Genomic DNA, 19,719 nt, shown 5'->3' with positions numbered 1-19,719 from the left:
GTGGTTATGGTGGCGAGCATGTTGTCAGCGCTCGGGTATCACCGGTCCGTCCTGGCGGTCGTCCGCCAGGTGGACGAGCGTGCCTGGGCGGCGTTGCACGGTGGGCCGGAGGGGTCGCTCGACGAGCTCTTGTTGCGGAATGCGTACCGGTTGGAGGCCGACGCACATCCGGATGTCTTCCGGGCGGGGGAGCGGGCGGCTCGTGCGTTGGAGCTGGACGAGGGCGTCGACTTCTACCAGGTGAGCGGCGAGCCGAATGCGGCGTACCTTCACCAGGCCGGCAAGGCGGTGATCCTCTTCCAAGGGGCGTTGCTCGACCGGCTGGACGAGGATGAATTGACGGCCGTGATCGGGCACGAGTTGGCGCATCGGCTGTTGTGGCAGGCCGAGGACGGTGGGTACCTCGCTGTCGATCGGCTGCTCGATGCGGCGGCGGGTGACGCTCGGACGCCGTCGCAGTACCTCGAGACGCATCGGCGCTGGTCGCTGGCGACGGAGTTGTTCGCGGACCGGGGAGCGGTGACGGCGTGCGGTGATCTGAGTACGGCGATCCGCGCGTTGCTGAAGCTGGAGACGGGTCTGAGTACGGCGGACCCCGCGGCGTACCTGCGGCAGGCGGAGTCGCTGGATCTCCGCTCCGGTAGTCGAGGGACGTCGCACCCGGAGGCTGTCGGACGAGCGTGGGCGTTGAAGAACTGGCTCGACGGCGAGGACGTCGAGGTCCTGGTGACCGGTCCGCTCGACGTGGACGCGCCGGACCTGCTCGACGCTGTGTTGTTGCGTGAGCTGAGTCGGGACTTCGCCGCGGCGATCGCGCACACGGACGGGCTGCGGACCGATGCGATCGCCACAGCGGCAGCCGGCTTCGCGGATCCGCCTGGACCTCTCGGCGTGCCTGGCGGAGCGGTGCGCTTCGACGAGCCGTTGGCGGTGCGACCGGTGGACGGAGCGCCACTGCCGCGACCACGCCCGTTGACCGCGGCCACGAAACGCTATCTGTGTTACTTGCTGCTCGATCTCGCCACGGCTGATCCCGAGGTCGGCGATGCCGGGTTGGTCGCGTCGCTGGCTGTTGCGCGACGGTCCGGATTGCCCGGGTACGTCGATGTCGCAGACGACGAGCTCGGGTGGAGCGACAAGGAACGGGCACGCTTCGTGCAGGCTGCCGCGGAGGTGGTCGGATGAGCGCGGAGGATCTCGTCGCGCTGGCCGTCTCGCAGGGCGGTCTGGGCAACGATGCGTTGCTGGCGGCGGTGCTGCCGCTGTTCCACGAGACGGCAGCCGTGCACGAGCGTGGGCTGGTCGCGCCGTTGCGCGGCCTGGATCGGATCGTGGTCGACGAGCAGAACCGGCTGGGATTCGCGCCCGAGGACGCGGGCCGGCCGGCTCTGGCCGCCGCTGAGATCGAGGTAAGACAGGGCAAACGTCCTTCTGCTGTTGAGGTTGTGGCGCATCGACAGGCCGACTTCGATCTGGGGGAGAGCGGCGGCCAGGAGACCACCGTCGTACCAGAGCCGGTTCCGGACGCGATCGGGGCGCCGACGCTGGTGGCCGGGTGGCAGAGCTGGGAGCACGTGGTCGGGCACCACGATCAGCTCACCGACATCTTCAGTCTGGGGCAGTTGCTGCTCGCGCTCGGCTGCGGTCTCGACCTGTCGAGGACCGAGGACGTCGCGACCCTGATCGATGCCCGGGGCAACTTGTATCGGCTGGATCCGGACCTGCACCCGGTGATCGTCTCGGTCGCCGCGCAGATGGTCGAGCCGGACCGGCACCGGCGCGCGCAGGACCTGCATTCGCTGATCGAACGACTGGAGAACTATCGCGACCAGCCGCTCGACTTCGACGTCGAGGCGATCGTCCAAGGCGCCGCGGACCGTCGTACGGCGGTGCTCGGCGCGCTCCGCGACCGGCTCTTCGACCTCTCCCGGCGGAACCGGCTGATCAACTTCCGCCCGACGGCCCAGACGTTGAACCTCACCGAGGTGTCGGTGCCGCTGATGCTCGACGTACGGACGATTCGCTCGGAGCAGCTGTTCACCTGGCGCGACGACATCGCGGAACACCTGCTGAAGAAGGCCCAGCCGCTGGGTAAGTGGATCCGGTACGACGAGGCGCCGTACGCCGCGAACACGCTGGACAAGCTGATCTCCACGGCGCGCCGGGATCGCGCCGACTACGGGCAGGACCAGCTGCGGCTGGTGCCGGCGTTCTTGCGTTGGCACGACCTGAAGAACGACAGGGACACGCGGCTCGCGTCGCCGTTGGTGCTGGCGAAGGTGGAGCTGACGAAGAAGCGCGGTGTGCGGGACTCGTACACGTTGCGGGTCACGGATCCGATCGCGGAGGTCAATCCGACGCTGCGGCACAGCTTGCGGCAGCTGTACGGGATCTCGTTGCCGGAGACTGTCGACCTGTCGGCTCCTGGTGCGCTGCGGGAGTTGCACGAGCGGCTGGCGAAGGAGATCCAGGCGACCGAGCCGGGTCTGCAGCTGCATCTGCGCGAGAAACCGCGGATCGACCTGGTGCGGCAGCGGGCGATGACGCGGCTGCGGACGTACAACCGGCGGCGGCATGGGAACGTGGCGACCGGGTTCGGCGGGAAGCAGTATCCGTACTCGTACCGGCGTACGGACTATCAGCCGCTCGGGGTGCAGATCTTCCGGGCCCAGATCGCGCAGCAGTCGCTGCCGCTCGGGATCGCACTCGGCGCGGAGCCGCGGCGGCCGGGGGCGCTCGAGACCGACGTGTACTCGCTCGACACCGAGGGCGGACCGTACTCGTGGGACGTCGATCTCTGCGCGGTGTCGCTGGCGAACTTCAACTACCGGACGCTGGGGCTGGTTCGGGACTATGACGAGCTGCTGACGACCGGGGAGTCTGCGGCGTCGTTCGACCAGCTGTTCTCGGATCGACCGCGACCGGTGGGGAGTGCGCTGCCGGAGCTGGCTCCTGCCGACCGGCATCTCGTCGTACCTGCCGATGGGTCGCAGGTGGCGGCGATCGCGCGGGCGCGGCGGGGCGAGAGCTTCGTGATCCAGGGACCGCCGGGGACGGGGAAGTCGCAGACGATCACCAACCTGATCGCGGACTTCGTCGCCCGCGGGAAACGGGTGCTGTTCGTCTGCCAGAAGCGGGCTGCGCTGGACGTCGTGCACGCGCGGTTGGCGAGTCGGCGCTTGGATGGGCTGTGTGCGCTGATCCACGATTCGCAGGGCGACAAGAAGGCGTTCATCCACGGGCTTCGGGAGACGTACGAATCGTGGCTGTCCGCTGAGGACGATTTGGACGCGTTGACAGAGCGGCGTGCTGAGCTGGTCGCGCGGGTCGATCGTCTGCTGGCGACTGTGGATGCCTTCGAGAAACAGTTGGCGACTGGCAGCCCTCGGCTCCGGGATCTCGTCAATCGGCTCGCTTCGCTTCATGATCACGCGTGGAACCCGCCTGAGGGGTCCGAGCTGCCGGCTGTGGGTGAGTGGTTTGCGGCCGAGGGAGCTGTGCGGGAGGTTGCTCAGGCGCTGGCGGCGGCTGATCCGTCGACCGGTGGAGTGTTGGCGCGGAGCCCGCTTGCGTTCCTCGCCCGGTGGGACTCCGACGTGACAGCGTCCGCCAGGGAACTCCGCGCGAAGTGGGATGCAGTGGCGGTCGCTCTGTCCGGCTCGAGTGATGCGGCTGTGCGGGAGGTGCGCGGATTGGCTCAGCTCGGACGGTTGCTGGAGCCGTTGGCGGCTTTGGATCAGGTGGACGTGATCGTTCCGCGGTCGGCGACGGCTCGCGACCTGGCGGCAGCCGGGGCGGAGCGGAAGAAGCTCGTCGCCGCCGAGCGGACCGCGTGGAAGGAGGCCGCGGGCTGGCAGGAGCCGCTCGCGCCGGCCGACGCACGATCCGCGTTGAAGGTTGCCCAGAGCAAGGAAGGTAGGGCGTTCTCGTTCCTCAGCGGCGACTGGCGCCGCGTGAAGAACCTTGTCCGCAGTCGCTTCGACAGTACGACGCGCTCCGTGCAGCCGTCCGTCACCGAGATCCTCACCGACCTGGTCGCCGCCCAATCCGCCTCGGCCGCCGTCGCGGAACACACCGAACAGACCCGCCACGACTGGGCGGCCGACGATCCGCGCGAGCTGATCGACCAACTCGCCGCCGCCCGCAAGAGCATCCCCGACTGGCGTTTCGTCCTCGACGACGGCGCCCCGGCTGAGCTCGCGCGCTTGGCGGATGCCCTCGACGACGCCTCGGAAGTCACCAGCGATCTGTTGGCCGATCACTGGGACACGTTGACAGTCGACGGTCTCCGCGACCTCGCCGATCGGCTGGCGTCCGAGGGTCCCGTCGTACGCGCCGTCGGTCCCAAGCTTCGGGAGCTGACGCCTTCCGCGCTCACCGCGCTCCGTCGGCTGGATGCGACGCCGGACCAGCTCGAGTACGCCGTCTGCGCTGCGGAATGGGAGCGTGCCCGCTCGGCTGCGCCGTTGCAGCTGTCCTCGGACCGCGTCGACGCGATCGTCGGCGAGCTGAGCATGGTGTACGACGACCTCACCGCGCTCAACGCGGAAGTCGTCGTCGCCCAGGTCCGCCGCCGGTTCCTCGCCGAGGTCGACCACTCCGAGCGCAGCGTCACCGGCATGTCGCCCGAGGACCGTGAACGCAAGAAGACGTTCGCGACCGGGCGGCGCGAGCTGGAACACGAGTTCGGCAAGGTGATGCGGTACCGGTCGATCCGCGACGTCGCGTCCGGTGCCCCCGGCGAGGTGGTGTCCGTCCTGCGGCCGGTGTGGTTGATGAGCCCGTCCTCGGTGTCCGACACGTTGCCGTTGACAACTTCGTTCGACGTCGTGGTGTACGACGAGGCGAGCCAGATCCCTGTGGAGGAGGCGATCCCGGCGCTGCACCGTGCGCCGCAGGTGATCGTCGTCGGGGATCAGATGCAGCTGCCGCCGACGCAGTACTTCCGGGTGCGGAGCGAACCCGAGGACCTCCAGGCGGACGACGAGGGCGCCGAACAGGTCGGGATCGCGTTGACCGAGGACAGCTTCCTCTCGATCAGTGCGTTGCGGCTGGCGTCGACGATGCTGACCTGGCATTACCGGAGTCGCTCCGAGGCGTTGATCTCGTTCAGCAACGCGGCGTTCTACCAGGGCAAGCTGGCCACAGTTCCCGATCGGTTGCCGCCCAATACGGCGCCGCCGTGGACGCTGCGGGCCGACTCTCCGGTGTCCGAGGTGGCCGAGGTGTGCGACAGCCTGCTGGCCGGGAGCATCACGGCGGTTCGGCTCGTCGACGGGGTGTACGTCCGGCGTACCAATCCGGCCGAGGCGCGGTGGATTGCTTCGCTGGTGCAGGAGTTGCTGGTGCGGGGGACCGGCAAGAGTCTCGGGATCGTGGCGTTCTCCGAGGCACAGCAGGGCGAGATCGAGCGGGCGCTGGACGAGCTCGCCGACCGCGATCCGTCCTTCGCGGCGCTGTACGAGGCGGAGCAGGTGCGGACGCACGGCGAGCAGGACGCCGGGTTGTTCGTGAAGAACCTGGAGAACGTGCAGGGCGACGAGCGCGACATCATCCTGATGAGCGTCTGCTACGCCGCCGGCCCCGACGGCCGGATGTTGATGAACTTCGGCCCGATCAACACATCGGGCGGCGAGAAGCGCCTGAACGTGATCTTCAGCCGGGCGCGCGAACACATGGTCATCGTCAGCAGCATCGAACCCGACGCGATCACCAACACCTACAACGACGGCGCGAACACGCTGCGCCGATTCCTCGGGTACGCCGCTGCCGTGTCCCGAGGAGACCAGGTTGCCGCCAAGTCCGCGCTCACGTCGTACAGCTTGAGGACCGCGCGCGTGGCCGGCACGCGTCGTACTCCGGTCGTCGAACAACTCGCTGCCGCACTGGAGGCTCGCGGCGTGGCGGTCGATCTCGCGGTGGGCGAGTCCGTGTTCCGATGTGACCTCGCGTTGAAGGTCCCCGGGGACACCGGGTATCGCCTCGCGGTTCTCGTAGACACGCCCGAACGAGTCGCTGCCGACACTCTCCTGGAGCGGCTGACCACCCACCCCGCCGCGCTGACCACCACCGGCTGGCGAGTCCACCACGTCCTGACGACGGACTGGACCCGCTCGCCGGAGACCGTCGTCACCCACCTGATCGACGCCCTGCACCGCCCGGTCGACTAGCTACGGGTCGTCAGGACGACGTGGCTGCACCGTCGAGAAGGAGTTGCGCTGCGACCGTTGCACCGTCGAGCTTGATCGCACCGGCCACAGTTGCGGCGCGCGCCTGGACCTCCGGAGACAAGGCTTCCCCGAGTGCTCTGGACAAGGAGTCAACGGTCGGCGCCGAGCCCTGGAGTGCGGCGCCGATGCCCAGCGCGGCGACCCGGGAAGCCCAGTACGGCTGATCCGCGATCAGTGGTACGACGAGCTGTGGCACGCCGGCTCGCGCGGCCGTGGTCGTCGTACCCGCGCCGCCGTGGTGCACGACCGCCGCGACCCTCGGGAACAGTGCCTGCCGAACCCGACGTACACCGGCGGCTCGCCGGCCTCGAGGAATTCCTGCAGTTCGTCCGGGAGCGGACGGTCGTCACGCAGGATCCATGCGCCGGTCTGTACGACGTCGAGATCCGTCATGCCCTTCGACGGGCACAGCGTCGGATCCGCCGCGAGCCAGGGGTGATCGGTGAACACGTAGTCGCGGACGTTCGCGACCGGCGGCAGTCCGATCGCGGCCCGCTGGCTGTTCAGCGCCGACCCGTACAACTCGTTCACCCGCTGAGCATCGTGCTCCCACAGCACGCGCCGATCGGTCTCGCCGGCCGGCGACGGCGTACCTGGTCGTGCTCCGGGCGGGAAATGCTGCGACGGAATTCCGCCCAAGTGAAAGCAGGCGAGCACGTAGCGGAGGCCGAGTTTGTCGGCCACGTCCCGCGCACCGGCCGGCATCAACCCGGTCGCCACGATCGCATCGGCGCCTTGCGCCACGGCGCCGAGCGTCTCGAACCGCGCGGCGACGAGCCTGGGCGCCAGCTCGAACGCGGGATGCCCCGATGATGGTTTCGGCGCGGTGACCACCGACCGCGCCGACGGACCGAGTGGCACCATCGGTACGTCGGCCCGCTTCAGCAATGCTTCGAAATCCGGCTCCGGTGGCACACAGACCACTGCCTCCGCACCGACCTCCCGGAGCGCCACCGCCAGCGCCGCCAACGGTTCCACATCTCCGCGCGATCCCCAGGCCGTCAATACAACACGCATCGAAAGGTCTCCGTTCCGGTCCGCTACAGGTTACGAGTAGTAGGGGGATGTGGGCGGAGCTGGCTGACGATCAGGCCGGCGAGCAGCGCGCCCAGCGTGCCGAGGGTCAGGTCGCCCAGGGTGTCGGTGTAGGCGGTTTGGAGTTCGGGTGAGTTGCGGACGAAGGTGACGTACTCGCCGACCTCCCAGACGACCGCGGCGGTGGCGCCGAAGCCGAGGGCGACGAACGTGGTGACGGCGCTCGAGAGGTCGCGGGGTACGAACGCCAGCAGTACGCCGGCAGTCAGGAAGCCCCACAGGACGAAGTGCATCGCGTCGTCCCACCAGCCGACGGTGTCGAACAGGTTGAGCCGGTTGCCGATCAGGTCGATCAACCAGGGCAGCGTCATCAGCAGATCCGCCGGCCACGGGAACGAGCGGTGTAGTTTGCTCCGCGTTCGCCCGTAGGCCCACCACCACAGCGGCAGGACCATCCCGCCGAGCGGGTACACGACCAGGCGAGCGGTCGACGCCTTTCCCTTGATACCGCTGAGGTCCGGCCAGATCAGTGCCGACAGCAACAACCCGAGGAGCAGCACCTTCGCGAGCAGAGCGGCGTACCGTGTCAAACTCATACCACCAGTCAATCGAGCCGCGGCGTACGGCGGATGAGTACAACTACCGATCATCAGACGCCCAGCCAGCCGCGGCGAGAGGCTTCGTGGCCCAGTTGGAAGCGGGTGACGACCTGCGCCCGGTCCATGAGTTGGCTGACCCGGCGTTGGACGGTGCGTAGCGACATACCGAGCTGGCCGCCGATCGCGTGGTCGGTGAGGCCGGCGAGCAGCAGGGTGAGGATTCGGGCGTCGATGTCGTCGAGGCGTTCGGCGGCCTGTTCGGTAGCTCCGTCGGCGGTGGGTAGCACCTCGTTGGCTGTCGCCCAGACCAGGTCGAACAGATGCAGGAGCGCATCCAGCAGCCCGGACGGATGCACGAGTAGTGCCCCGCCGGCGGCGTTCGCCGCAGTGGGGGCCAAGGGCAACAAAGCGAGCGAGCGGTCGGCGATGATCAGCCGGAGCGGAAGATCGCCGGTGACCCGGATCTTCTCGCCGGCCTTGAGCGACTCGGCCACCAGGTCGACGAACCCGGGTTTGGCGAACGCCGCCCGCTCGACGACCACCCGGTAGGAGACGCCGCGAGCCAGCGCCGCATCCTCGTCCACGTTCTCGTCCGCAGGCACCAACGCGACCGACGCCTTCACCAGCGCCAGCACTTCCTCCGACGCCCCACGCTGCATCTGGCCGAACCGCTGCGCCACGGCCTGCGCGCCGCGGACCACCTCGATCACGTCGGTGTCGGAGCGATCCGCCATCACGCCCCGGTACTGCTCCGCGAGCCGCCCGAGCTCGAGCTGCGCCCGCCGGATCTCCTCCTGGCGTTGCACGATCAGTGAGCCGAGCGCGAGCGTCGGCGGGGACGCGACGAAATGTCCCGGCGTCGCGGTCGACCGCGCCACCAGGCCCTTCTCCTCGAGTCCGTCGAGGGCCGCGGCGACGTCGGCGACCTCCACCTCCATCGAGGCAGCCAAGGTCTCCAGCGACTCCGACGGCAGCGCGATCAGCCGCCGGTAGGCGCCTTCCTCGATCGCATCCAATCCCAGCACGTCGAGCATCGTGCGCTCCTTCGAGGGCCCTTCGGTGACGTACGGCGTGGCGGACACATGTCATGCCGCAATCCCGCCATTGAGCAGTCTACGGCGGCATGGCATGTTCATGCCATCTGTTCCGCAGATCCCCCAGGAAGGGTCCGCCCATGTCCCGATCCGCCCGCGCCGTCGCCGGTGGTCTCGCCGTACTCGTGGCCCTCGCCGCGGTGACGACGGCTCCATCGCAGGCCGACGGCGTCGCCGTACCTGATGCCGCACCACCCATCGAGACCCACCGCGTCACGCTCCTCACCGGCGACGTGGTCACCCTGACCGAAACGGCGGGCGGGCCGCCGACGGCCGCCGTCGAGCAGGCAGCCGGCAATGCCGGAGGCGTCCAGATCCAGCAGGTCGGCGATGACCTGTACGTCGTACCGGACGTCGCGTTGCCGTACCTCGCTGCAGGTCGTCTCGACCCCGATCTCTTCAACGTCACGTCCCTCGTCGACCAGGGGTACGACGACGCGTCGGTCAAGTCGATCCCGCTGATCGTGCAGTACCGCCCGGGCCTGCGTGCGGCCGCGGCGACCCCGCAGCATGCCGACCGTGGCGCCACGCTGGAGAGCATCGGCGGTCTTGGTCTGTCCGCGCACAAGGCGGAGGCCTCCCAGTTCTGGTCCGGAATCACCGCTAGCACTGCTAGGTCGGCGATCCCCGGGCAGTTTGGCGCCGGGATCCAGAAGGTGTTCCTCGACGGGAAGGTCGAGGCCAGCCTGGCCGAGAGCGTCGCCCAGATCGGCGCGCCGGACGCCTGGGCCCAGGGCCTCGACGGCACCGGTACGACGGTCGCCGTCCTCGACACCGGCATCGACCAGACCCACCCCGACGTAGCGGGGCGGATCGCCGAGACCAAGAGCTTCGTCCCGGGCGAGACCACCGACGACGTCAACGGTCACGGCACGCACGTCGCCTCCACGGTCGCCGGTACCGGTGCCGCGTCGAACGGCGTCGAGAAGGGCGTCGCGCCGGCCGCGCAGCTCGCGATCGGCAAGGTGCTCAACGACGGCGGCTCCGGTGCCGAGTCCTGGATCATCGAAGGAATGGAGTGGGCCGCGCACCGCGCCAAGGTGGTCAGCATGAGCCTCGGTAGCACCGAGGCCAGCGACGGCACCGACCCGATGGCGCTCGCGGTCGACGAACTGAGTGCGGAGACCGGCGCCCTGTTCGTGATTGCCGCAGGCAACTATGGCCGGGTAAGCGGGATCGGCTCGCCGGGTGCGGCAGCGTCCGCGCTCACGGTCGGCGCGGTGGACAAGAACGACGAGCGGGCGTACTTCCAGGACATGGGTCCGCGCCTCGGCGATGCCACGGTGAAGCCGGAGATCGTGGCGCCGGGCGTCGACGTACTGGCGGCTCGCGCGGCGAAGTCCTCGGGCACCGGGTACTACAAGTCGCTCAGCGGTACGTCGATGGCGACGCCGCATGTGGCCGGTGCCGCGGCGCTGCTCGTCCAGAAGCACCCCGACTGGACGGGCGAGCAGGTCAAGGCCGCGCTGGTCAGCACCGCGAAGCCGCTCGCCGGCGAGACGGCGTACCAGGTCGGTGGCGGTCGGCTCGACGTACCGGCGGCCGCCTTCGGGAAGATCAACGCGACCGCGACCCGCGACTTCGGCCTCCACACCTGGCCGCACGGCGACGACGCCCCGGTCGAGCAGACCATCACCTACACGAACCTCGGCGACACCCCGGCCACGCTCGACCTGTCGGCCGACGTGACCAGCGACGGTACGACGCCGGCGCCCGCCGGACTGTTCACGCTCGGATCGGCCCAGGTCACCGTGCCCGTGAACGGGACCGCCTCGGTGACCGTCACCGCGACGCCGAACCTGGCCACTCCAGGACTGACCTACTCGGGCACGGTCATCGCCAAGCAAGACGGCAAGCAGATCGCGCAGACCGCGGTCGGCCTCGTCATGGAAGGGGAGCGGTACGACCTCAACGTGCAGGCGACCGGTCGTGACGGTAAGCCCGCAGGTGGGTTCCTGACGCTCTACAAGTACGGCGACCAGTTCGTGAACACGTTCGAGATCGACCCCGCCACCGGGACTCTCTCGGGCCAGCGCCTGACGCCTGGCGTGTACGCGGCGTACTCCTGGCTGCCGGTCGACGGAGGTGAGGGCGTCGCGCTGGTCGGCAACCCGCACCTTGTCATCGAGAAGAACACCGACCTCAAGCTCGACGCGCGACAGGCGAACCCGATCACCCTCAGCACGCCGCTGCCCGGCGAGGACGTCTATCGCCGGTCCGGCTGGTACCACGACTCGGGAATCGGTGGCGACTACGCGACCTTCCTCAGCCAGTACGTGCCGACGCCGGTGGTCACCAAGGTGTACGCCGCTCCGACCGGCGCGGTGGCCGGTGGCGTGTACGACTTCTCGTCCCGCTGGCGCCGTACGTCGCCGCTCGTGTCGATGACAGTCGACTACCAGCAGCTGCATCCGTTGCTGCAGCGCGGCTCGAAGCGCTGGGACGGCAAGGCGACGCTGACTGCGGCGTACGTCGGTGCTGGTGCGGCTGCGGACTATGCGGGCAAGGACGTTCGCGGGAAGGTCGTGTTCGTGACGGCGAGCGATGCGGTCACGCCGAGCGCGCGGGCGACTGCTGCTCGCGACGCCGGGGCTCGGCTGCTCGTCGTGGTGAACAGCGGTGCGGGCAAGTACTACGACCTCGCCGGTGGGACCGATCTGCCCGTGTACTCGCTGACGGCCGCCGAGGGCGGTCCGTTGGTTGCGCGGATCGGTGCTGGGGGCAACGTTCGGCTGCGGGTGATCGGTACCGAGGCGCCGCCGTACCTGTATGACCTGGTGAAGGCCTACACCGGTGCGCTTCCCGCGGACCTGCGGTACGCGCCGGGGTCCGGGGAGTTGGCCACGGTCGTCAACCGGTTCGTCGGGCCGACCGGTGAGCTCGCGTTCGAGAGCCGCGCCGACTGCCGGATCGGGTTTTGGCCGCCGTGTCTGCAGGTGACCGAGCCGATCCACCTCGGGACCCAGCGGATCGACTATGTGTCCACGCAGGCGGGCACGGACTGGTACGAGCAGACGAACCACCCGCGCGGCTGGGAGCAGCGGGGCGAGCGGCACACCTACAAGCCGCGGACCCTGCAGACGAACTCGTGGTTCGCTCCGGCCGCCCGGCCTCGGGTCGGCTCGGGATACTGGAACCCCCGCCGCAGCGGTGACTTCTTCGCGGTGAACGTGCCGACGACGAGCAGCGGCGACCAGGGTGTCACCGGTTCGATGGACGACGAGTCGACGGTGGAGACGCGGCTGTTCCAGAACGGGACGCTGATTCGGAAGAGCACCTTCCAGGCGGTGCAGACCGGCGTACCGGCGACGTCCGGATGGGCGGACTACCGGTTCGAGATGGACACCGCCCGGCCGGAGGTGTGGAGCCTCGGGACGAAGACGACGAGCGCGTGGGACTTCCGGGCCCAGACGACCGAGTCGAGCGACTGGGTCTACCTGCCGCTGATCCAGCTCGACTACCACCTGGCGACGGACCTGAACGGCGCGTTCGCGGGTGGCAGCTGGCAGCGCATCGGCCTGTCCGCGTTCCACCTCGCCGGCGTCGAAGGTGCGGGCAAGGTCAACGGCGCGACGCTGGACGTCTCGTACGACGACGGCGCCAGTTGGCAGGCCGCTCCGCTCTCGCGGACGGGTGCCGAGTGGTCGTCTGTCGTGCGGCTGCCGAAGGGTGCGTCGTACCTCTCGCTGCGCGCGACGGCGACCGACGACGCCGGGAACAAGGTCAGCCAGGAAGTGATTCGGGCGACCGCGATCCGGTAAGGAAATGACTCAGCCGGCGGTGACCAGGAGTTCCTGGTCACCGCCGGCTGTTGGTTTTCGTCAGCTGACGGTGATCAGGTCCACGACGAAGATCAGGGTCTCGCCGGGCTTGATCGCGCTGCCCGCGCCGCGGTCGCCGTACCCGAGGTGCGGCGGGATGACGAGCTTGCGCCGGCCGCCGACCTTCATGCCCTGGACGCCGGTGTCCCAGCCCTGGATGACCTGACCCACGCCGAGCTGGAACGCCAGCGGGGCGCCGCGGTTGTACGACGCGTCGAACTCCTCGCCGGTGGAGTGGGCAACGCCCACGTAGTGCACGTTCACCCGCGAACCGGCCTTGGCCTCGTCGCCGTCGCCCACGGTGATGTCGGTGATCTCCAGATCCGCCGGCGGCGGTCCATCCGGAAAGTCGATCTCTGGCTTCTCAGTCATGCCACCAGCTAACCAGACCGGTCTAGGCTCTCGGTCAGGAGGCCGACCAATGGGGGTGGGCCGGACCTGGAGGTGCTGTGATGCCGGAGCCTGTGACGCAGACGCTCGACGTATCGGCGGCGACGCTGACGTACGACGTTCGTGGTGACCTGGCGCAACGGCCGGTGCTGTTGATGATCGGCTCACCGATGGGTGCCAGCGGATTCCCGACCTTGGCCTCGCACTTCGAGGACCGCACAGTAGTCACTTACGACCCGCGGGGTGTCGAGCGTAGCGTCCGGAGTGGTGAGCTGGGTGAGCTCTCGCCTGACGACCACGCCGGTGACCTCGCCGCCTTGATCGAGCACCTGGACGCGGGGCCTGTGGACATCTTCGCCAGCAGCGGCGGGGCGGTGAACGCGCTGGCGCTGACCGCTCGTCGCCCTGACTTGATCAACACGCTGGTCGCGCACGAGCCGCCGCTCGCCGGGATCCTCCCGGACCGCGAGGCCGCACTGGCCGCGGTCGCAGACATGTACGAGACGTACCAGCGCGACGGCATGGGGCCCGGGATGGCGAAGTTCATCACGCTGGTGTCGTACGACGGCGAGATCCCGGCCGACTACACGCAGCAGCCCGCACCGGATCCGGCGATGTTCGGCCTGCCTTTGGAGGACGACGGGACGCGGACGGACGCCCTGCTCGGGCAGAACCTTCGCGGCTGTACGTCGTACCAGCCGGACTTCGACGCCCTGGGCAAGGCGACCGACCGGATCGTCATCGGGGTCGGCGAGGAGTCGGGCAACGCGCTCGCGGGTCGTGGCGGGAAGGTCGCGGCCGAGAGGCTCGGGCTGACGCCGGTGGTGTTCCCGAGCGGGCACGGCGGCTTCCTCGGCAACGAGTACGGGCAGCCGGGCAAGCCGGTCGAGTTCGCCGCCAAGCTCCGCGAGGTGCTCGGCGTAGAGTAGCGCTCTGTGATCAAAGCGCTCGTTTTAGTGGTCAGCTTGCTGACTGCGCCTGCCCCGGAGACGTATGCGCAGTACTCCATGATGTTCGAGAAGTCCGCCGGGCAGTACTTCGCCGGCGGGACGGCGGCCGGGCAGTGGGCGTGGACTCCGTTGAGTACGACGGAGTCCGACATCTCCTGGGGTGACCCGAAGGCCTGGCCGCCGAAGTCCGCGGAGCACTTCGTCCACGACGGCGACTGGGTCCTCCTCGACGGCTACAACGACGGCGCCGGCCGACCGCTTACCCAGATCCAACGCGTCACCACCGAAACCATCGGCGACGCGAACTGCGCCAACCAGCAACCCATCCCGCCCAACGCCGGCCGCCACCACTACGTGAAGTGGACCATCCCCGCGGCCGGCTACTGCCTGGACGCCACCGGCACCATCAAGCCCCCCAACGGCTCCACCACGGTCCACTTCCGCCACCTCCAGAAGTGGCTCCCACCCCACCCCTGCAACAACCCGTACTACTCAAACCAGACCTGCATCACCCAGTACGAACAGTGGTGGGACGACAACCAACACCCCTACGCCCTCCAGCTAACTCGCACAGTAGAACTGGCGAAGGGCCTCGGCATGTCCTTCACCAACCGCACCACAGTCCCCCTCACCTGGAATGCCGACGGCCGGTACTACTGGCGCTGATATTCGTTGACGCCGAGGGCGAAGTCCCAGTGGCCGACCCCATTGCCGGCGAGGCCCATCGTGACCACGCCCATTCCTTCCAGCCAGTGCGCCATTTTCAGGCCGCCGACATCCAGCGGACGCAGCCCGAGGCTCTCGATGAACGCCGCCACGCCCGCCTTCGCCTGCGCATTGTCGCCGGCGATGAAGACGTTGGGCCGGCCGTTCTCCAGGACGTTACGGAAGATGGTGTTGAACGCCTTCACCACGCTGGCGCCGGCCGGGGCCACCTTGGCCACCTCCTGTGCGATCGAGGTCTCCTCGCTGTGAGCCAGTCCGTCGAATGTGGCGTTGAAGGGGTTGCTGATGTCGACGATGACCTTGCCCGCGAGGGCGTCTCCGTAGTCGGCGACGACCGGAACGACACCGTCGTACAACAGGGCCGTGATGACGATGTCCCCGGCCGGTACGGCGCCCCACTTGCCCGTCGTCGCGCCGCCGCCCAGAGCCTCGGCCAGGCCATCGGCCTTGGACTGATCGCGTCCCATGACCTCGACGGTGTTGCCGCCCGCCACCGCGAGCGTGCCGATGGTACGGGCCATGTTCCCTGTACCGATGAGGGTGATGCTGCTCATGAGGTGTGCTCCCTTTTCCTGGGTGTGGTTCAGATGGCGGTGGTGCCGCCGTCGGCGACCAGTTCCAGGCCGTTGACGTAACTGGAGTCGTCGGAGGCGAGGAACAGGGCGACGGTGGCGATTTCCTCGGGGCGGCCCATCTGTCCGCGGGGGATGAGGGACTCGAATGCGGCCTTGGTTGCCTCGTCGAACAGTTCTTCCTGTTTGGCAGTGGCCACCTGGCCGGGGGTCAGGACGTTGACCCGGATCTTGCGGTCGCGCAGTTCGTTGAGCCAGACGCGGGCCCAGGCCTGGTGGACGGCTTTGCTTCCCGCGTAGAGGCTCCAGCCGGGGAAGGCGCCGAGGGAGGCGTTGGATCCGGTCATGAAGATCGAGCCGTTGTCGTTGATCAGCGGCAGTGCCTTCTGCACGGTGAACAGGGTGCCGCGCGCGTTGAGCCAGAAGGCGCGGTCGAACTGTTCCTCGGTGATATCGCCGAGGACGGCCTCTTCGCCGTTCCCGGCGTGGGCCCACAGCACGTCGATCGAGCCCTTCTCCCGCTTGACGGTGTCGTACAAGCGGTCCAGGTCGTCCAGGTCGGCCGCGTCACCCTGGACGGCGGTGACGTTGCGGCCGATCAGCTTGACCGCGTCGTCCAGTGCTTCCTGCCGCCGGGCCTGGATGAAGACGTACGCGCCTTCGTCGACGAACAGTTTGGCGCCGGCCAGTGCCATACCGGTGGATCCGCCGGTGATCACCGCTACCTTGCCGTCGAGCTTTCCCACGATTACTCCGTTGGATTGATGGGTGTCCGGCGCTTATATACACCAAACTGTGTACGTAACGTATCCGATGGCCGATGGGGAGCGCAAGCTACGTACACCGGTCGGTACCGAACCGCCTATACTGGAGGCATGACGGAGTTGGAGAAGGGCCCTCTGGGCCGGCGCCGCGGTAGGGGCGCACGCGAGCGCATCCTCAGCGCGTCACAGCAGCTGTTCCGCGATCAGGGCATCAACCGCACCGGCATGGACCAACTCTGCGCCGTGGCCCAGGTGTCCAAGCGCACGGCGTACCAGCACTTCACCAGCAAGGACGAACTCGTCGCCGAATACCTGCGCCGATTCGATCCCGACGTCATGCCCGGAGTGTTCGACCGCACCGACCTCGCACCCCGCGAGCGACTCCTCGCCGCCTTCGAGATCCCCGCGTCCATGCCCCTGTGCCCGTACATCGCGGCGGCCGTCGAACTCCACGACCCAGAACACCCCGCATCCCAGTACGCCCGCGACTACAAGACCGCCATCGCCGCGCGGCTCACCGAAACCGCCCGCGAAGCCGGCGCCACCAACCCCGAACAACTCGGCGAACAACTGGCCCTGCTCATCGACGGCGCCTCGGCCCGCACCCGAGTCCTCAACACCGAATCCTTCCCCACCGCCGCCGCCATCGCCACCGTCCTAATCGACAACGCCATCCCGGCGTCATGACGGCCCGGGCTGGGTTCACGCACGTGACTGGTTCGCTCGGTACGTCGACGACGCCGGCAACGCCCGGTTCCCGCTGATCGAAGTCGACGGACAGACAGTCGCCACAGCCATCGGCACACTCGAGCTCGGGGTTCCCAACCCGCAATGTCCGACGGGACGAACGGTTCGACTGGCCAACGTCATCACCTTGCCCGAGCATCGTGGCCGCGGCTATGGAACGACACTGGCGCGCGACGTCAGCGATCGGGCACGCTCCATCGCCGCCGACCGAGTTGACCTCAGCGCCACACCGGAGGGCGAGCGCATCTACGAAAACCTTCGGCACCGCACTGGAGCGAATCTGGCGCTATCGCAGCAAAACCCTCCTACAACAACAGGTGCTGACGAAGGGCCCGGCACGTCAGGTTGCAAGGATTCGCTCAACGAATGCGTCCTTGCCGGCGATGTATGCCTGTCGGTTATTCGGGAACCTGCGGGCCAGGTCGGCCTTCAATTGAGCGTAGGCGGCGCGCGCCCGGCTGTCCGCGCGGAGGCGGTCACGGAAGACCATCCATTCATGCCACTGCCGGCCGGCGTGAGAAACGACGTGGAGATTGACGACTCGATGCCTCGGGATGTCCTCCCAACCGAACATCAGGTTGGGCCCGTCGTCCTCCTCCACGGTCCCTCGGTGGATGAACCCGGGCAATTCGAGTACCTCGACCACCGTGTCCCGGTCCGCGTCAGCCCGAAGGCCGACAGCAACGTCGAGAATCGGTTTGTCCGGCAAACCTGGTACTGCCGTCGACCCGACATGCTCGACCGCGACCACGAAACCTCGCAGCGCAGCTCGCAGCTTGAGACCCACCCGCTCGTACGCCGCCGGCCAGGATGGGGTGCTCGGCGCCAGGCGCACCTCTCCGCGCATCAGCCCGAGACCCGAGCCGCCGACAGCACCCTCCATGCCAGAACCATAGTTCGCACGAATGAACGCGGCAGTGGGTCGATCCGACGTCTGACCATGTGCTTTGCAGGGAGGCTGTCACAGACCTGCAGCCGTGTCGAAGTCTGTCGCGGTGGAGGCGGGCGGGACTGGATGGGTGCCAGTGTGGTCGACAACGAACCGGAACCCATGAGGGCTGATCCAGTCGACGGCTCCGGTGGGCAGGCGTCGGCTTCGCCAGCCGCCGAAGGTTTTGGCGCGGTGGTGGAGTCTGCCTAGCGGTATGAGGTTGTCGGCGGTGGTTTGCCCGGGTGGGCCGGCGCGGTCGTAAGGCGTGATGTGGTCTTGATCCATCCGGGTGGTGGCCTCGGCGCCGCTGTACGGGAACATGTCGACTGGGTGCCGGAGTCTCACCTGTTCGCGGATCCAGTCGGGGATCTCGTAGCTGTGCACGCTGACCTCGTCCTGAAGATCGATCACGGGCTTCACGACGACCTGGTCGTGGCCGAGTAGTTCAGTCAGCTGGCTGGCCAGTAGCGGTCCGAGTTCTTCAACCCGCAGTACGCCGTTGCCGGTAGCAAGCGTCCGGTCGGTCAGATGCACGTACAGCGTGTGCCGGTTCCGCCGCCCACTCCCAGCACCGAGACCGTTCCTGTGGGCCTCCTGCTTGATCGCGGCCAGCCGTGCAGGCAGTTCACCCGCCAACATCCGCCGCGTGAACGCATCCCCACCATCCCCGTCATCCCCACCGTCACGGGCAACGTCCTCCCCACGGTCATCTGCAGCGTCATACGCGCCGTCTGCCCGGGCCTCTGCGCGGTCCTCTGCCTCGTCGGCCGTGAACTGCGCGGTCTGGTCGGCTGCCGGCGCATCCTGCTCGGCCTGGACGGACTCGTCCTCGGGGCCGGCCCACGGCGGTGCTGGGGCAGCATTGTCTGGGGTGACGTGCGTCCGCCGGGTGTGGGGCGGCTGGGCGTCGGTGGGATGCGAGTCGGTCGGATGGGTGCCTGCTGGCGTGGGGTCTGCTTGCGGGGTATCGGTCGGCTGGGTGCGGGCGAGGTAGCGGGCTACCTCCAAGAGCTGGTGGGCCGCTGCGGGGTCGGAGATCCAGCCGATCGCCTTCGCACGCCGCTGGTCCAGGTCGTCGGTGTCACCCAGGATCTTCAACGCCCGGGCCAGGTCGTCGGTCGTCGCGTCGAACCGGATCACATCACCGGCCGCAGCGCGGACCCAGATCCGTTTCGTGCCCTGGTCATCGGACGGAGCGACGAACACACCCCGGGTCCGCGCGGCCGCCTCTGCCTGGGCTTTCGCTGCCTCGGGGTCGGCCTCCCACAGGGCCGCGGTGACGATCTTCTTCAACGCACCGGGCGTGACGGTGTCGACGATCCCGACCACCCGCCGGTCCACGAGCGCGGCCGCCTCCAGCGACAGCGACAGGCAGGCGTGGGCAACCTTGCGGGCCCGCCACGCGACGGCGTTTCCGGCCAGTACGGCGGCCCAGATCCTCGGCAGCCGATGCCGCAACGCCAGCGCCTCGCCGATCAGCGCCGCGGCCGCACCTGAAGACATCCGCATCACCGCACCGAACTCGATCGGTGCGAACTCCGCGACGCCGGGGCAGCCGTCGCCGCCGTACACGTGGATCTGTTCGTAGCCCGGACGTGGCTCGCGGTACACCTCCCCGTTGCGATCCGCGAAGACCAGCGCCGCCTCCAGCACCCGTACGGCGGCCCGGTCCTGGATCCGGCCGAACTGCGACGCCGCGGCCAGCAGGTCCGCGGTGCCGAGTTCCTCCAGATCTTCATCGAACATGTGTTCTATTCTAGGTCACGATTGCGTCTCGCTCAAATCGAGATGAGTCCAGAAGCCTTATTCACAAGGGGAAGCGCCCTCGTGCGAGGCGATGGCGTGGGCGCACGCGATGTC

At 68.4% G+C, this 19,719-nt stretch carries 15 protein-coding genes; 6 read left to right on the top strand and 9 right to left on the bottom strand.

Going from position 1 to position 19,719, the window contains the following annotated elements:
- Nucleotides 1-18: 18 nt before the first annotated feature.
- Nucleotides 19-1,185 carry a M48 family metalloprotease gene (locus EV649_RS35055; RefSeq protein ID WP_157996370.1) on the top strand — a complete coding sequence of 389 codons (1,167 nt, stop codon included), beginning with the start codon at nucleotides 19-21 and terminating at the stop codon, nucleotides 1,183-1,185.
- Nucleotides 1,182-6,170, top strand: coding sequence for an AAA domain-containing protein (locus EV649_RS35050; protein WP_130387987.1), 4,989 nt, complete (start codon nucleotides 1,182-1,184; stop codon nucleotides 6,168-6,170). Before EV649_RS35055 ends, EV649_RS35050 begins: the two co-directional genes overlap by 4 nt.
- A 10-nt stretch (nucleotides 6,171-6,180) precedes the next feature.
- On the opposite strand, the gene EV649_RS41350 is transcribed toward EV649_RS35050, so the two are convergent.
- From EV649_RS41350 to EV649_RS35035, 4 genes are read right to left on the bottom strand one after another with little or no spacing between them, the layout of a single operon-like run.
- Complete coding sequence (locus tag EV649_RS41350; RefSeq protein WP_206751600.1) at nucleotides 6,181-6,474, bottom strand: nucleotide disphospho-sugar-binding domain-containing protein; 294 nt, start codon at nucleotides 6,472-6,474, stop codon at nucleotides 6,181-6,183.
- Nucleotides 6,402-7,247, bottom strand: coding sequence for a hypothetical protein (locus tag EV649_RS41390; protein ID WP_206751599.1), 846 nt, complete (start codon nucleotides 7,245-7,247; stop codon nucleotides 6,402-6,404). The genes EV649_RS41350 and EV649_RS41390 overlap by 73 nt, the downstream gene beginning before the upstream one ends.
- Nucleotides 7,248-7,270: 23 nt before the next feature.
- The gene (locus EV649_RS35040) at nucleotides 7,271-7,861 is read right to left on the bottom strand and encodes a hypothetical protein (RefSeq protein WP_130387986.1); all 591 of its coding nucleotides are present in this window, start codon (nucleotides 7,859-7,861) and stop codon (nucleotides 7,271-7,273) included.
- A gap of 53 nt (nucleotides 7,862-7,914) precedes the next feature.
- Nucleotides 7,915-8,898, bottom strand: a complete 984-nt coding sequence (locus EV649_RS35035; protein ID WP_130387985.1) for a helix-turn-helix domain-containing protein — start codon at nucleotides 8,896-8,898, stop codon at nucleotides 7,915-7,917.
- A gap of 140 nt (nucleotides 8,899-9,038) precedes the next feature.
- On the opposite strand from EV649_RS35035, the gene EV649_RS35030 reads away from it, so the two are divergent.
- Nucleotides 9,039-12,719 (top strand): S8 family serine peptidase, encoded by a 3,681-nt coding sequence (locus tag EV649_RS35030; protein WP_198682855.1) that lies wholly within the window; start codon nucleotides 9,039-9,041, stop codon nucleotides 12,717-12,719.
- Between the two features lie 60 nt (nucleotides 12,720-12,779).
- Here the strand turns inward: EV649_RS35030 and EV649_RS35025 are convergent, their stop codons facing one another.
- Nucleotides 12,780-13,151 (bottom strand): FKBP-type peptidyl-prolyl cis-trans isomerase, encoded by a 372-nt coding sequence (locus EV649_RS35025; protein ID WP_130387983.1) that lies wholly within the window; start codon nucleotides 13,149-13,151, stop codon nucleotides 12,780-12,782.
- A gap of 80 nt (nucleotides 13,152-13,231) precedes the next feature.
- On the opposite strand from EV649_RS35025, the gene EV649_RS35020 reads away from it, so the two are divergent.
- The gene (locus EV649_RS35020; RefSeq protein WP_130387982.1) at nucleotides 13,232-14,098 is read left to right on the top strand and encodes an alpha/beta hydrolase; all 867 of its coding nucleotides are present in this window, start codon (nucleotides 13,232-13,234) and stop codon (nucleotides 14,096-14,098) included.
- Between the two features lie 6 nt (nucleotides 14,099-14,104).
- Nucleotides 14,105-14,785 (top strand): hypothetical protein, encoded by a 681-nt coding sequence (locus EV649_RS35015; RefSeq protein WP_241999075.1) that lies wholly within the window; start codon nucleotides 14,105-14,107, stop codon nucleotides 14,783-14,785.
- On the opposite strand, the gene EV649_RS35010 is transcribed toward EV649_RS35015, so the two are convergent.
- Nucleotides 14,773-15,399 (bottom strand): NAD(P)-binding domain-containing protein, encoded by a 627-nt coding sequence (locus EV649_RS35010; protein ID WP_130387981.1) that lies wholly within the window; start codon nucleotides 15,397-15,399, stop codon nucleotides 14,773-14,775. The two genes, EV649_RS35015 and EV649_RS35010, sit on opposite strands and share 13 nt — an antisense overlap.
- A 29-nt stretch (nucleotides 15,400-15,428) precedes the next feature.
- Nucleotides 15,429-16,163 (bottom strand): SDR family oxidoreductase, encoded by a 735-nt coding sequence (locus tag EV649_RS35005; RefSeq protein WP_130387980.1) that lies wholly within the window; start codon nucleotides 16,161-16,163, stop codon nucleotides 15,429-15,431.
- Between the two features lie 129 nt (nucleotides 16,164-16,292).
- On the opposite strand from EV649_RS35005, the gene EV649_RS35000 reads away from it, so the two are divergent.
- Nucleotides 16,293-16,868: a TetR/AcrR family transcriptional regulator gene (locus EV649_RS35000; protein ID WP_130387979.1), complete on the top strand. Its 576-nt coding sequence runs from the start codon at nucleotides 16,293-16,295 to the stop codon at nucleotides 16,866-16,868.
- 400 nt (nucleotides 16,869-17,268) lie between these two features.
- Here EV649_RS35000 and EV649_RS34990 read toward each other — a convergent pair whose 3' ends face one another.
- Together EV649_RS34990 and EV649_RS34985 are read right to left on the bottom strand one after the other, a co-directional pair.
- Entirely contained in the window at nucleotides 17,269-17,811 is a 543-nt protein-coding gene (locus EV649_RS34990) for a GrpB family protein (protein ID WP_130387978.1), read from the bottom strand.
- Nucleotides 17,812-17,889: 78 nt separating this feature from the next.
- Nucleotides 17,890-19,605 (bottom strand): HNH endonuclease signature motif containing protein, encoded by a 1,716-nt coding sequence (locus EV649_RS34985; protein ID WP_130387977.1) that lies wholly within the window; start codon nucleotides 19,603-19,605, stop codon nucleotides 17,890-17,892.
- Nucleotides 19,606-19,719: the final 114 nt, after the last annotated feature.

The organism is Kribbella sp. VKM Ac-2569, from assembly GCF_004216905.1.
GTDB lineage: Bacteria > Actinomycetota > Actinomycetes > Propionibacteriales > Kribbellaceae > Kribbella.
Note: the sequence above shows the minus strand (reverse complement) of the source record. Positions and strands in the feature narration are given on the sequence as shown.